Annotated in this window: 8 protein-coding genes; all 8 read right to left on the bottom strand. The window is 40.0% G+C overall.

All coding sequences use genetic code 11. The annotated features are described in order from the left end of the window. Positions 1–14: 14 nt before the first annotated feature. The gene (locus tag BACFIN_RS08245) at positions 15–1,661 is read right to left on the bottom strand and encodes a glycoside hydrolase family 43 protein (RefSeq protein WP_007754315.1); all 1,647 of its coding nucleotides are present in this window, start codon (positions 1,659–1,661) and stop codon (positions 15–17) included. 205 nt (positions 1,662–1,866) lie between these two features. Next, complete coding sequence (locus tag BACFIN_RS08250) at positions 1,867–3,222, bottom strand: alginate lyase family protein (RefSeq protein ID WP_007754310.1); 1,356 nt, start codon at positions 3,220–3,222, stop codon at positions 1,867–1,869. Between the two features lie 7 nt (positions 3,223–3,229). Continuing rightward, positions 3,230–4,666 carry a DUF4979 domain-containing protein gene (locus tag BACFIN_RS08255; RefSeq protein WP_007754308.1) on the bottom strand — a complete coding sequence of 479 codons (1,437 nt, stop codon included), beginning with the start codon at positions 4,664–4,666 and terminating at the stop codon, positions 3,230–3,232. Between the two features lie 48 nt (positions 4,667–4,714). Continuing rightward, a complete protein-coding gene (locus BACFIN_RS08260) occupies positions 4,715–6,466 on the bottom strand; it encodes a RagB/SusD family nutrient uptake outer membrane protein (RefSeq protein WP_007754305.1) in 1,752 nt (583 codons plus the stop codon). A 10-nt stretch (positions 6,467–6,476) separates the two neighbouring features. Continuing rightward, the gene (locus BACFIN_RS08265; protein ID WP_007754293.1) at positions 6,477–9,779 is read right to left on the bottom strand and encodes a SusC/RagA family TonB-linked outer membrane protein; all 3,303 of its coding nucleotides are present in this window, start codon (positions 9,777–9,779) and stop codon (positions 6,477–6,479) included. A gap of 69 nt (positions 9,780–9,848) precedes the next feature. Further along, positions 9,849–10,364 carry an RNA polymerase sigma-70 factor gene (locus tag BACFIN_RS08270; protein ID WP_004308586.1) on the bottom strand — a complete coding sequence of 172 codons (516 nt, stop codon included), beginning with the start codon at positions 10,362–10,364 and terminating at the stop codon, positions 9,849–9,851. Positions 10,365–11,067: 703 nt separating this feature from the next. Continuing rightward, positions 11,068–13,896, bottom strand: a complete 2,829-nt coding sequence (locus BACFIN_RS08275) for a ligand-binding sensor domain-containing protein (RefSeq protein ID WP_007754269.1) — start codon at positions 13,894–13,896, stop codon at positions 11,068–11,070. Positions 13,897–14,132: 236 nt separating this feature from the next. Beyond that, on the bottom strand, positions 14,133–16,400 hold the full coding sequence (locus BACFIN_RS08280) for a heparinase II/III domain-containing protein (RefSeq protein WP_007754268.1): 2,268 nt from the start codon (positions 16,398–16,400) through the stop codon (positions 14,133–14,135). Positions 16,401–16,416: the final 16 nt, after the last annotated feature.

Raw genomic sequence — 16,416 nt, 5'->3', positions numbered from 1 at the left:
CTAATTCTTAATTTTTAATTGACTCTGAACCAGTCTACATCTGCCCATCCACGATTGCCCTCATTCGGAGTTACACAAAATACTCCAACTTTGGCTCCGATCCATTTGCCTTGACGGGCTGTGAAAGACTCTCCCACTGTCGTATATTTCTTCCCGTCCAGACTATAAGCAAATGTACAAATGGCTCCTTTCCGAACCTTTACCTGTAAATAAACTGTTTGCCATTCATTATCTGCTACTCCCGGCATCTTTAGATATTTTACCGGAATGTTTGCCAATTCTTTTATCTGTTCGGGATTTTGCTGTTCCGCATCCTTACAAACTGCCTGTTGCAGAATAAACTGATCCCCCGCCTTGCGAATAGAAAGATAACTATAATCCCATCCCATCACAATAATTCCGGTTTGTTCTCCATCCTGCTTGGCAGTAAATGTCAGCTTGGTCGTAGCTGTAAACTCTTCAGCCGGGAACTTTTGCATCAACAGATTAGGAACTTCCCAGAAGTTCACAAACTCTTTCGAAAGGCTGCCTGCATAAAGACGGATAAATCCCAAATCGGTAGTAAACCCGTAAGTGTCTTTTTTATTGGCATGCCATTGCCATTGTAATCCCAAATGCCGGGTATTGAATTCGTCACTCTCCGGCGGAGTAACGATCGGATAGGTCTTTCCCACATTCGGTTTCTTATAAGTCGTTACAGGTTCACCGCAACCGTCTTTATCCTTGTCCACTCCGATTACAGGCCAGTCATTTACCCACATCATCGGATTCAGATGAATCACACGTCCGTAAGCGCCTTTATCTTGAAAATGGACGAACCAGGATTCTCCTGTATTGGTGTCTACCCAGCCACCCTGATGAGGTCCGTTTATCGTTGTCTTTCCTTGTGCCATCACGATTTTCGATTCGTAAGGGCCATAGATGTTCTTTGAGCGAAGTACCAATTGCCAACCGGTTGCTACCCCTCCTGCCGGAGCAAAAATATAATAGTATCCGTTGCGTTTATAGAGCTTCGGTCCTTCTACGGTATGATTCTTTCCATCATTTCCGTCGAACACCATCACCGGATCGGAAATAACTTCTGTTCCTTCCGCATTCAGTTCGCAAATGACGAGGATACTGTTCACTCCACTACGGCTTCCGGCATAAGCATGTATCAAATATACTTTCCCGTCTTCGTCCCACAAAGGAGTTGCATCAATCATTCCTTTCCCTGCTTTCACTAATACCGGCTTGCTCCATTTTCCTTTCGGGTCTTTGGTTTTAATCATATAGATTCCATAATCCGGATCCCCCCAGTAAATATAAAATTCTCCGTTATGAAAACGAATGGCCGGCGCCCATACGCCTTTGCCATGCTGTGCCTTATCGAAGAAGGCTTCCGGCTCCTGAACCGGTAACGCATAGTTTACTAACGACCAATTAACCAAATCATTGGAATGAAGAATAGGAATTCCGGGAATACAATTAAAACTGGACGCTGTCATATAGAAATCATCTCCGGCTGCACATACATCCGGATCCGAATAGTCTGCATGAAGAACCGGGTTCTGATAAGTTCCATTTCCCTTATCAGCCACCCAGGTCTTAGAAATTTCTTGTGCACCTGCCAATGAACAGCAAGCCATCATTCCTGCTAAAAACAGAATCTTTTTACGCATAGTACCTAACTAATAATTCTTTTCTAAATTCAAATGTTATTCCTAAAAACAGATTCTTTCTACCTCATAGATAAAACTAATCTCTCAGAAAACTGAATCTAATTTCCTTTTCAAACAATCTATTTACTGACCTATTTGCTTATATATACGAAGGGGATTAGGTAAATACCTAATCCCCTCATAATTATTTTTAGAAAATAATATTTTATTCTCTTGTGTACATTAGTGTACCAAACCCTAATTGGTCAAATCCACCACTTGTGCTTCCGTAATGTCCTCCACCACCTTCGACACCCATGCCATCCATAAACTGTTTGGTATAATATGCATCCAAGCCTTTGGTTTTATAATGATTATAAATCAAAGCCCAACAAGGACGTATTTCACCTCTCGATTTATCATTCTTTTCCTGAGAAGAAAGTTCAGGGCACTGCCAGCTACAATTCTCATAATAGGTATAGGGGAAATCTTTTTTACGATACACAAATTTCTCATCTGATGTGGAAGAAGTATCATCAAAGTCTTTCCACAAATTATATTTAGCCGTATATTCAGCCATAGCAAGCACCTTGTTTCCATCATAAGCAAACAAATCCTCACCGATATTATATGCCATTTGGCAGAATGCCCCCATCAAAGAAACACAAAGCGTTGCATGACCCTGATCACGACCGGACTCCTGTCCTTGCCCTAACATTCCATGACCATCCGGATCTTGATGAAGAAAAGGTACTGCATTGTCAATACAACCATTTCCTACTCCATATTTAAAATAAAGAATAGCCTCATTAATCATATCCTGATCATCACAAAGAATGCCAATAGACAAAATAGAAGTCATCTGTGCCAGATCCCAATTTAACCAACTGTGCTGTTTGCAACTTTCTCTATGAGCCAGAAAATCAGAAGCAGCCGGATAAAAAACATTCTTTACCATTGTTTGAAATGCAGCCAATTCATCCTTCTTGAAAAGAGTTTCGTCTGTACGCATGATTTCTGCAGCATTTACCATCTGATGAACATTAATAGAAATCAAATATTCATTCGGGTCCGCAATTTCTCCATTCGGATCATACGTTCTATCGTTGGCAAGACTCTTGACACGAACAAGTCCTTTGCAAGTAGTAGCCCATTCATTCAAGATTCTAACTACAGCTTGTCCGCAAGCTATGTCACCTTCTAGTTTCCAGCGAAGGGCTAATTGATAAGCCGCTGCTGCATCTTCATAGAAATAAGTATAATTATTCCACCAATCGGGAAATGTAGCAGACCAATTCTTGTCATCCATACGCCCTAAGATTTCTTGTGCTTCAGGAGTATAATTAGAATAAGAATATCCCGAATTTTTCAATTTATCCAATCCTTCGCTCCAAGGAGTCCGAGTTAATTTAGACTTCACATAAGTAAAATCAGCATCCGTATGAAGCATACAAGGATGATTCAATGTATATTCATTTATAGCTGGCCATGAATCAATATCAGTAGTGCCATCTTGGATATCGGTGCATGCACTCAAATTGAGTGCAAGCATCGTTGATAATATATATATTTTTGTTCCCATGATTCAATTAGTTATTAGCATTTACATATTCTGTCAAAGCCTCTTTAGTTTTAAATGTTCTAATCCAATATACCTCATATTTACCAGCCGGATATTTAGACTTCAAGACATCAGCAACCTTAAACTGGAACGTTTTGAATTCTGTTACTCCATCTAATGTAGTAGCTCCTGACTTATTTACAAACGTATTTTCTATTGTAAGATCATAATAATAAACAGGTATTTGATCCGTACCGTACATAATTTCATGTCCATTAGCACCATTCTTCTTATATGTTCCCAAAGACGTATCAAAAGTAAGATTACCAGTGCCACCTTCAAAACCTATGCCACTAATTTTAATCGCAACATACGGATAGTTATCCGGATCTACAAATGTATTCTCAGTCTTCTTGCCATCTAGACTCAAAGCGATATCTCCACGCCATTTTTCATTATTTTGTGATCCCATTGTCACTACAAATTTACCATCTTTGATTTCTCCTGATGCTCCCTTGAAGTTTGTAAACCAAGAAGTAGTCTCTCCATCAAAGTCTTCCTTTATCAAGCCCTTAGGAACTTTTACAGTTGTGGAAAACTCCTGTCCCATAGTTGTAGCAGCCATAATAGTAACTTCACCATATTTCTTGGCAGTTACAACTCCCTGGTCACTTACTTCTACAACATTCGGATCACTACTAGTCCACGTCAAAGAAGCTACGGTTGCATTTTCCGGATAGGTAGTGAAATTCAGTTTCACACTTTCACCCGGCAACAAATCTTCTTGTGTCCCGAATGTGATTTCATCAATATAGATTATCGGCATTATCTTTAATTCAAAAGATTCCTCATACCCTCCTCTATCCAAAGAAACAGCAGTAATGGTAACAGTTCTTCCCTCTTCTCCACCATCAACGCCTCTCACTACACCATCCTTCGTTACAGTCGCAATAGACGTATCACTACTTTTCCATGTTATCGTAGAATAAGTACGGTCTGCCGGAAGAATGGTTGGTTTCAATGTCCTTTCTTCTGAAGCAAATAGCTCAGCCTTATCGGCTTCCGTAAATTCAAAATCTGTAATCGGCTTAAATTCAGGCACAACAGTCAATTCAAAAAGAGCTGTTGCACCAAAGCCTACTTCCGGAGTAATCATAATATTTGCCTTACCTGCACTTACAGCATGCACAAGTCCATCCTGTGACACAGTAGCTACTTTTTCATTCGATGATGTCCATTTAACCTTAGGGTTACTCGGTTGTTCCGGAGAATATTTATAAGTAATCAAAGAGTCTGTATAATCTACAGTTGCAGCCAATGTTAATTTTCCATTCTCCACATTGGTCAATTCAATCTCGGAGATTAGTGTCTTTTCATCCAGCCCATCACCAAATACCTTACCGTCATCACATGCCGACAATGAGAAAACAGCCACTAAGCCTAGACTCAATAATGTATATTTCATAATTCTATTCTTTTAATGTTCAACATATAAAATCAGTTTTTCCCGACATTACCATCCCGGATTCTGACCGATATTAGGATTCAACTGACGTTGGTCTGACGGCAGTGGATAAAGATAATTTTTATTACTCCACACACGATTGGTTTCGATAAGCAAACAGCCATCTTCCAACGAATAAGAAGGAGACCATTTTCCGGCCCACGTTGCCCAATCACCGGACGTGTTCCATTTTACGCCTAACATATTCTCCGGCATTTCCGTTTCAGCAATTTTCCAACGTTTCAAATCATCAATACGGAAGCCCTCATTGAAAAGTTCCACTGTACGCTCCCGGCGAATCTCTTCACGCATTTTCAGATTATGAGTAGTAGCAAAAGAAGTAGTGAGTCCCGGCATATTCGGATTCACACGTTGACGAACCTCATTCAAATATACCAATGCTGCATCCACTTTAGAAGCATCCATGATGTTACCTTCTGCATCCGCATTTCTCTCAAATACCGCTTCGGCATAGTTCAGTAACACTTCAGCATAACGAATAATCGGAAAGTCATATCCTTCATATTCATCTTTCACATTACGTTCCGTTGCCCATTTTTGATTGTTATATCCACTACCACTAGTCGGATAGAAATCTTTATTATCAAAAGCAGCTTTATCCGCATCTGTCCAAGTGGTATGAGAAGCATTGTTATTCCAATATTTCCGTCCCGGTGCCATTAAAGTATTCGTCATGCGGTTATCACGTTTTGCATACTCGTTGTCTGGAGTAGAATAGTCAACACCGGCAGTCGACTGCGCATTGTCAATTGGAAGTCCATCCGCTCCCAAATACATTTCCGCCAATTTACGAGTTACCCATTGTACATTGGCAAAACAATTCTTAGTAATATTCTTACCGATTGGAGCAATCACTTCATCATGACGACGTGAGAAAATATATTCCTTATTTTTATCTTTCTTAATATTAGCCGGATTGGACTGAACATCTTCTAAAATAAATAGATATTTATAAGCATCTGTACCTAATTCCGCCGGTTTAAATATTTCATACTGCTTACTATCAATTACTTCCCAAGCAGACTCAGCAGCAATATCAAGCAAATCATTGATTCGAGTTACATCCCCTGTCCTAAATTTCTGCCATGTACCTTCATACAACGCCACACGAGAAAGAAAAGCCTGGGCAGCTCCCTGTGAAACACGTCCCTTATCAGCTGTTGCAATAGCATTCTCTTTCGGTAAATCAGGAATGGCTTGCTTCAAATCTTCAATGATCAGGTCTACCACTTTCGAACGGTCATCACGAGGGGCATTCATTTTCGGATCGGTGATATCAATAGGTTCAGTCACCACAATTACATCTCCAAATAACTGAAGTAAATCAAAATATTCGTATGCACGAAAGAATTTAGCTTCAGCAACATAGCGTGCTATGTCTGTCGGGTTAGGATAACTTTCTGCTTTTTGTAACAAAATATTAGCATAACGAATCTTTGTATAAGCTCCCGTATAATTTCCATCCGACACCGGAATATTATTAATTCCCTTACTATATTCATTGTAGCTACTTGAAGTCATCAAGTCCGAACGGGTATCACTATGAGGACCATCATATACGGCACTCGAAAAATCACGAGTCCATTCATAAAACTGATTAGCATACAGTTTATAATCATTTGGAGTCTGCCACAAATTTGCATCCGACATTTGATCTTGCGGATCAAGATCAAGGCAAGACGGTAAAATCACGACTACCGAAAGCAGCAATATAGTTTTTATTGTATTTACTATTTTCATATTCTAAGTATTAAAAGGTTACATCTAATCCGACAGTACAAGTACGATTGAACGGGAAACGTCCATTACCGGATACCTTGCGTGAAGCTTCGGGGTCCCATCCATCGTTAATCTTACTCACTTCCCACAAATCGGCTCCAGATACGTATATACGAAGTCTGCTGATCGCTTTCGTCTTGCTAAGCAATGAAGCTGGGAAGTTATAGCCTAATGTCAAACTCTTCAGACGCAGATAATTACCATTTTCTACCGACCAAGAAGAACACTGATAATTATAATTATTAATCGTACTAATATTAGTATATGTCGGATAGCGTCCGTCTCTATTATCAGGACTCCACACATTTCCCACAGATTGTGTCGTTGAATTCAAGTGAGCGGCTCGCATCGGTATACGATAATTATCATTACTTTCGTCACGGAAAATGGTTCGTTTGGCCGTACCTTGGAATACAGCAGACAAATCAAAATTATTCCATTCTATTCCGACATTGAACGAATAGGAAATTTTCGGATCATCCGAACCCAAATAAACATAATCCTTTTCATCCAACTTACCATCACCGTTTACATCTTCATACATATTATCACCCAAACGGAGATCCTTCGGCATACCTATACCGTTACTATTATAATATTTATAAATGTACTTGCGCAATTGTTCTTCTGTCTGAATCTTTCCACAATATTTCAGACCGAATACCGAGTTCAACGAGTATCCCTGTTGTTTGTCTACAAAGCCGGATTTAAATACCGTCACTCCACCATAGTCTACCAGTTTATTATCAGCATAGGTAAATGTACCTCCCACATGATAGTTCACTTTTCCAATTTTATCCGACCATGTCACAGTTCCTTCATATCCTTTTGCTTCAAATTTTCCACTATTGGAAGCAGGAGCTTTATCTCCCAGAATTCCCGGATAAGCAACTGCTATCAGCATATTGTTATTCTTCTTCATAAACAATTCTACCGTACCCTGCAAGCGGCTGTCAAACAAATGAAAGTCCAATCCTAAGTTATAATTATGAATACGTTCCCAACTACGTCCCATAGTAGCAATTTCACCGCTAGTCTTAATATAGGAGATTCTTCCATCACCAATGTAAGCCCCATTGACTGAATTAAAGTTGTATAACTGCATACCATCATAACGTGAAATACCTGACTGATTACCAACGACTCCATAAGAAAGACGCAATTTTAGTTCATTGACAAATTTCACGTTTTTCATAAATTCCTCTTCGGAAAGACGCCATCCACCCGAGAATCCATAAAAGAAATCCCATCGGTTCTCAGGACGGAACTTAGAAGAACCATCATAACGGAGATTCATTTCCAACAGATACTTAGACATATAATTGTAATTGAAACGTCCGAAATATGACATCATAGCTTCATGCCATTTACTTGGACCGGAGGTTTTTGCCGAGTTTTTCAATGTTATTTCACCCGATCCATTCAATATTTCCAATGAACTCTGCACATCCTTCGCTGTCACCACTGTATAATCATACTCTTTCAAATTATATTGTGCACCAAGCATAGCTGTAACATTATGTTTTTCTCCCAATGTCTGGTGATAATTCAAATAGCCTGAAACAGAGTAGTAATCAGTACGGGCAAAAGATTTCGAATATTCCGTAGAGGCCTGATTAGGATTATTGATAGCATTTGTCTTTGCCGTACTCAACGTTCCGTCATAGGTGTACCAAGTAATGCTGTTCTTTACTCCATCACGTGTCGCAGTAGATGTATTGTAACCTAAATTGACTACTGCATCCAAGTAAGAAGTAAATTGATACTTCAAATTCTCACTAATATTAATACCGGATACTTTCAATTTATTATCACCTCCCAGTTCTGCATACCAGTTGGGAGTATAATTTCCACCCCAATGATAAGGTTTGCCATCCATAGTAGAGGAAGGCAATCCCGGCTGGGGATAACTGGAAGTCAGAACCCTGTCAATCATCGTTGGAGACACCTGATCCTGGCGGTTATAAGCCATCACGGATTCGATAGTAAACCTATCCGTCAACTTTACCGTATTCGTCAAACGAACATTGAAACGTTTATTATTATTATTTCCCCATTTCAAGGTACTATCATCATACATATAACCTACAGAAAGACGATACAACGACTTTTCGTTTCCACCGGATACGCTCAAATTGTGCTGCGTAGAACCTGCATTGCCAAACAATACATCCTGCCAGTTAGTATCCATAAAGACATAATCGTCCACATCACCGAAAGCGGGTATCGGATTCGGATTTTTAGATAAATCAATATATCCACCTTTATAAGCTTGAGCAAGCTGTGCATATTTAATCCATTGGTCATCATCACCTAAACCATCGTTGTGACGAGTAGTAATAATAGCTTCACTCCATTGGTCAATACTCATCATTTTAGGCTGTAAACCGACAAATTTATGCGTATAAGAACCACTATATTCTATTTTAGCCTTTCCTTCTTTAGCCTGTTTGGTAGTCACCAAAATAACACCACCTGCTGCCTTCGATCCATAGATAGCCGCCGAAGCATCTTTTAAAAAGTTGATGGATTCAATATCGGCAGAGTTAAGCAAACGAAGTTCATTCACACTTTCGTATTCTACTCCATCAATAATGATTAACGGGTCTGTGGAATTGGCCGATACAGCACCACGCAGTTTCATTCCCCAGCTTTCATCACCCGGAGCACCGGAGGAACGGGTAATAATAACTCCCGGTACTTGCCCTTGCAATGCCTGTACAGGACTCGACATAGCACCTTTATTTTCCAGCATTTTATCGGAAACGACTGTCACCGCACCAGTTAATGTCTCTTTCTTCTGTGAACCATATCCCACAACAACTACTTCATCCAGAACTTCACTATCTTCCTGCATTTTCACATTGACAATAGTTTGCGTACCCACCTCCACTAGCTGGTCTTTATAGCCTATATAGCTAAACTTCAATTTTGCACCTGTCGGCACACTGACCGTGTAATTCCCGTCAATATCAGTAATCGTGCCTTCAGTTCCACCAATAACGCTAATATTCACACCAATCAATGGTTCGCCAGTCGCATCAATCACTTGACCTTTCACTTTCTTTTGCGTCTGCATTACTACCTGATTGTCACTTAAATCCGCATCAGCCCACGCCTTTGAAACAGGACAAAGTCCCAGCATTAATCCTAACGCAAACACCGCTGTTTTGTTAGGTCGCGAATTAAATATTAATCCTCTTCGTTTCATAAAATTAAATTTGAGGTTTAAAAATAGTATTAAATTTTTGTTCTCTAAAATAAGGTGAGGCATACAAGTACCTCTTTGTAAATTCTGACTCCTTTTCCATAAGCACAAAGGGTTATTTATTAATGAATAAGATTATATACAATTCCGGAAAAACTCGCGCATTTCACGACGTCCCAGAAACAGATGGTTTTCCACCGTCCTGCAGCTTAGATTCAGTTCATTTGCGATTTCCGGAGACGTTTTATTTTCGAAGCGGTTCAATGTATAAATTAACCGACGTTGTTCGGGCATGGCAGCCAAACGGGTCCGTTCCATTGTCATTAAATCATCACCGATAATTTTTTCTTCGGTTTCATTGGTAGAAGTGGACATAGTGTCATAGATATAGCTGTCTATCTCCTGCTTCTTATAATAACGACGGATATAGTCGATTACAATATTGCGGGCAATAGTGAACAGGAAATATTTCACAGTGTCCGGACGGAGCATTTGTTTGTAGTCCAGCAGACGTACAAATACATCTTGGGTTAGATCCTCCGCTTCGTAGCGATGAGTGATACGATAAGTAATATAGGTAAGAATCACCTGATAATATTCTTCATAAGAACGGGTGATAATGTCGTTGTAAGTGTTAGCTATTGTCTCCATAATACTATCTTTTTCGGTTTTGATCACGATGCAAATATAGAGGGGATTTCGGATATAACAGCTTGAAAATAGGGCGGAGTAATCTCTGAGAATCCAGATAGACTTATTCGCATATATTTCACTAAATATCAACTAGTTACACTCACAACAAACAGAGTCTCATTTTATAATCTGATACTCTGTTTACTAAAAAACAATGTATTTTCGCTCTCCTTATACCCATTTGCTTTCACCCCCTTCACCTCTTTAGTCCCTTTCTTCACCATTTTGGCCTTCCCTTTATCTTACATTCAGGCTAATGATGATGCAGGACATTAAGAGATAAGTTCCTTTTCATTAATGATAAACTTGTTTTGCCCTTGTTGCAAAGTTGCTTTTGGTTAATGATAAACTATAAATGAAAGTTCTGATTATATAATTGCAAGCTTTGTTTTTATAAATGCAAGCTTTGATTATAAAAACAAAACTTGCATTTAAAGTTTGCTTCCTATAAAAAACAACTTTGCAATTAAGGAAAAGGAAGTTTAGATGGGGAGAAGAAGAACTTATCTAATAACAGATTGGAGATAGGAAAAGAATAAAAGAGAAGGGGTTCACCAAGTGAAAGGGCAGGGTTCACCCTCTAACCCCGATGAACAGGGAGAAGTGAAGGGTGAAGGGAATATGGATGCAAAATAGATTTCAGGGATAATAAGTCGAAAAGTTACTCTTCTTTGGCTGTGCCGCCAATACTACGGATGTATTCATTCGGAGTAACTCCCGTACTCTTTTTGAATGACCGGAAGAAAGAAGCACGCGAACTAAATCCACAAAGTTCCGCCAATGCAGTCAATGTATAACGTGAATATTGGCTGTCCGCCACCATTTTCTTGAATTGAGTGACACGGTATTCGTTTATAAAGTCATAATAGGACTGATTAAGATACTGGTTCAAAAGATACGATAATGAATGTGAGGAAGTATCCAATGCAGCAGCCAGGTCACCCATTTTTAAGTCGGGATTGATATATGGCTTTTCTTTCTCCACATAAGCCACCAGTTTCTTATGGAGTTCTTTACATTCCTCTTCAGTCAGTCTATTGGTCTTATATTTCTCTTCAACAACGGAAGGTTGTTGCTCTGAAATTACTTCCGGATGTTCTACAGACTGTTCTCTTTGTTGTATCGCCTCCTCTACTGATGATGCCGAAACCAGCGAAGCAGAAGAAACAAGCAAACGACGCATACGTTTCCAGACATAATACCGTATAAAGGCTATAATTCCTACGATTAATAAAATGGAAAGCGTCCATCCCCACCAAGGTATCATAGGGCGTACTGTCACTTGACAGATAGCTTCCGATTGCTCATTTCCCGGAAGGCGTACACGGAAAATATAAGTTCCAGAAGAAAGTCCGTAATAAGAGACTTCGTTCTGCGCAGCCAATAGTTTCCAGTCCTTGTCCACTCCCTCCAATCGATATTCATATAGTAAGGCAGATGGGAGACCATAAGCAAAGTCTGTGAAACAGAAAGTCAAATTATTCTGATTGTATTTCAAAGAGGAGCTGGTAAAAGGGACACCATTAGCTAATATGTCAGTAAATACGATCGGACGGACCTTGCCACGCACCTCGTCCACACGTTTCGGATCGACATAAATCAGTCCTTTAGTGTTACCAAACCACAATAGTCCTTTTTCATCTTTATAAGCAGCTCCATTCGTAAAAGTTGGTCCCGGCACTCCATCATTAAAAGTGAAAGCATCATATTCCTCTCCCTCTTCTTTGATACGCAATAACCCGTCATTGCAAGCCACCCACAACCAGCCTTGGTTATCTTCTACAACAGACATTAGCGAATTGTCCGGAAGAGTAGAAAAGATAGAGCGGTTCTGGAAACGGTCCATCGTTAAAGTAGATGTAAACAAGCTCCCTTTCTCACGGATAAAATAGAGATTGTGTCCAGCATCTTCGTAGATAGTACGCACTTTATCCCGATGAACGAATCCCTCCGGAAACACATTAGAGCGTAAACTTTGAGAAGCCGGATCATAAATACACATACCGGTTTCGGTAGCAATCCATCCTTTGCCTGTAGAATCAAAACTTACTTCATACACATTGCCCTCCGGCAGTTGGGAGTTAGCACTAGTAAAGTGTTTGATCTGTTTGGTCTGTCCGTTATAACAGAAGAGTCCTTGTGAAGTCCCTATCCAAAGATTTCCTTTTGCATCCGGTTTCACACAGAATATATGTCCCTTTTGAAAAAGCTCCGTATCGCCCTGTGCAAAATATTTCAGAGATAATGTTCCCGGATTCAGTACCATCATACCGCCACCATACGTACCGATATAATATTCTCCTTGATAGAAGCTGATTGTCAGTATCAGATCTGAAGTCAAAACGGGCTTTACAAAACTTTTCACTACTCCGGTAGCTTCGTTTATATAAAACAAACCGTCACGTGAACCGATAACTTTCTCTTGTCCTCTGTTTACGAAAGAACGAATGGAAAGATTTGCCGAATTGAATAAAGGTGGATAGGCATACGTACGGAAAAGGCCGTTCTGATAGAGTGAATAATCCAGCCCTGCCTGAAAATGCCCCACCCAGACGGCACCTCTATCATCTACAAGTAAGGAATAAATAGAATTACTGCGAATTCCTTCCTTATCATTGACATCATGGTAGAAACGACGTGTCACTTGTTGGTCTTTGTGTGAAAGGAAGTGGACGCCATTACCGTCAGTAGCTATGTACACAGTTTCTTTCCCATCGCTGGATATATCAGAAATGACATCGCAGCCTAAAGATACTGTATGAGAGAATGTTTCCTTTTTTATATCAAAACGTACTACACCTTGGCTCATTGTGCCTAGATAAAGCGTTTCTCCAATACGGGTCAGGCAACGGAAATAATCGGCTTCGGGCACATTCTCCTGAAAATGCCAGGAATCAATCTTTCCGTCTTTCAGTGAATAAGAGAACAGCCCCTGCACCGTAGCCAGCCATAATACGGTTTTGTCTTCATTCAGACAAATATCCATGATTCTGTTACAGGCAGCAAGCATATTCCGGTCTGTCAAGACCTGTAGTAATTGACCGTCTTTATGAATGAATAAGCCTTTCTCTGTGCCGATATAAAGACCATCCTCATTAGCCAACAAAGTATTTACGGCAAAATCAATCTTTTCGGGGACAATTCTTTCCAACTGACTGTTCGCACGGTTCAAACGCCAAAGTCCGATTCCATTTCCCACCCACAGTTGTTTGTTGGCTGTTTCTGTAACGCTGTTTACCCGTTTCTTTCTTCCTGATTCAATACCCCGGAATTCAAAATGGCGTACTTTTACTCCATCAAAACGGTCGAGACAATTATCTGTCCCTAACCACACAAAACCTTCGGAATCTTTATAAATAGCATTGACCAACAGTCCTGACAGCCCATCGGACATGACAATATTACGGAATATATAGTCTTTAGCTTGTAGTTCCACACCACAAGCCAAATATATTAATATAAGAATCAGATATTTAATCGTGTCTTTCACTTACAACTGCTTCCTTTCATATTAAACATGTGACAAACATACATAAAAATCTCCAAAAGGAAGTACTTATAATTAAAAAAGTCATCCCTTCGTATTCTCTATATGCACATAAACAAATACGAAGGGATTAAATTATTTACTCAATGTTATTTGAAAAATATTTGAGTAACAAAAATAAAGAATTTACTACCTTAGAAAAAGATAACAGCATATATACAAGAACGATGTTGTAGAATTTATAATTTCACTTTCACCTGCGATTTCTGATAAACTACCGGGATTTTCTTATCATTCACTTCTACAGACACAGGCTTCTTTGTGCTTCTAAAGGTGGTATTTATCTTCGGCTGTCCGTTTATCCAAAGATCAAGTTTCTTATCTTCTGCTTTCTGAATAACGAACAGCTTAGCCAATGATGAAAAGTAAGTTTCATTACCCCGTCTCAATGCACTTCCATAAGCAATAAAGAAGTCCTTAGCGTTCTTTGCTTCAGTACCTTCTGGGTAAGAAACTGCAAACATATAAGCATCTGTCATCCAGCCGTCGGGCATAATCCATGAATTACTGTGCATTAATCTTCCATCCGCCAGTTGGTTGATATATAAATCGGTAATTTTACCTTTATGACGGATACGAAGCCCTATCCAGTCCTGCCCTTCACGTCTTTCCATTTGAGGCAGGTCTTTTTCATCGGGAGCGTCTTTCAGAATAATAGCTGTCAGTCCTTTCACACGGTTCACCTCGGCTGGTAAATGGAATGAATAATATTTTTCGGTTCCTTTCAAATCTTCCGTAGGAGCTTCTATTTCTTCCCAATATAAATCTTCGGGATAGTCGTGCACAAAATCGGACTTAGCCAACATGCGGGGATATAAAGGACGGATGACTACTGAAGAATTTCCGTTTGTCACATTCACGTCAATGCCCGATTTCTTATAAGTTCCATTGGTATGCCATAACCATTCGAACTGTCCTACCTTATGTGTCTTCAAATCATCGATCATATAAATCACATTATCCATCCACAGGAAATGACGGAAGTTACGGCTGAAATTATTAGAGACAGGACCTGTTCCATTGGCCAAAACATATTTCACATTACCCGCATCCAAAAGATGATAAAGATTTCCTCGCAAAGTAGAGCCGCTATACTGTTGTTCACGAGGTTGTCCCTCCCCGTTGAACAGGACTACATTATGTGCCTGGCTTTGAAAAAAATAGTTGCGATAGGCAGGATTGGGATACCAGCAGTTTCCTCCATCCTTGATAATATCGACGCCTTTATGAAAAACAATAAAGGAATTGGCATCCGCATGGGAATGATTCCACGTATGACCGCTTTTCACAGCAAGCATCGTAGCATCCTTCTCCCAAGAAGTACGCATGGTGGCCCAACCGAAATCCGAGAATAGCTGTGAGGTTTTCAAATCGGGAGTTACGGGAGCTTTACTCAAATCAGGGGTATAGAGAAAGCCCATCGGACGATTCAGGAAAAATCCATCGCGATGCTGTCCTTGCTCTACTTGGGTTATATACCACAGAATAGTCGGGTCTTTCAGTCCCAATGCATACAATAACATCATACTGGATTCTGCTGATACATTCTTATGACTATCACCAAAATTCAAACTATACAGCATACCTGTACGAGGATAGCATACTTGAGAAAAGTAGTTCGGAAGTTTTGCCAATTGGGGTATATTGCCGGGATTTTGTCCCGGATGAGTGTTTATCCAAGCGATTCGAAACAATAGGGCTTCCTGAATACCAAAGTTTGCATAATTCAAACTTTCATACATTCCTCCGGCCTCATCAAAACTCTTTGTTTTCTGTTGCAAGGCATCGCCGGCAAAGTCAAACCATTCGGGAAGTGATTCATGAAGTTGCTCCACCCAATCTTTTACTTCGGGAAGTTCATTCTGTAGGCTTAATGCTAATATTCCACCCTGGCATCCACAGGAAGTCCACCAGTTGTGTCCCATAGAGTTCAAAGAATGGATTCGGGTAGGTTCCAACAGCCAGTCGCCCAAGGCAGGCTCTACAGCCAATCGTTTCAAGCCTTCGGCAATCTTTTTTCTTTCCGAAGAAGACATTATGTTATAAGCCGCATCATATCCTATGGCAGAAAGGAAGCTCTTATGTGCCATGCCCAGTTGCGAACGCCAGACTGGAATACGTGCCATCATTTCCATATCTCCCCAGGATTCGGCTTCCACAGCTTTCAAAAGAATCTCTTTGATTATATTTGCATACTCTTTATTATCCGTCATCAGATAAGCCAACGACAAATAATCCAACCGATTGAAATCTTTCTTTTGTAAAGCTTCATCGGCGGTTTTCTGAATATCCTCCCAGGCTTCCCGCAATTTCGGTTCATTCTGCATACGTTGTTTTACCTGCTGAATGCGTTGAGGGGTGTACAAAAGTGAAGGATGATTTATCTTTTGTGCAGATACAAACGATGCTAATAATATTCCGATCAGGCATAGAACTATTTGTTTCATGATATTTATTGCTTTT

The sequence above is a fragment of the Bacteroides finegoldii DSM 17565 genome, assembly GCF_000156195.1.
In the GTDB taxonomy this organism is placed as follows: domain Bacteria; phylum Bacteroidota; class Bacteroidia; order Bacteroidales; family Bacteroidaceae; genus Bacteroides; species Bacteroides finegoldii.
The sequence above is the reverse complement of the archived record's forward strand: the minus strand, read 5'-3'. Positions and strand labels throughout refer to the sequence as shown.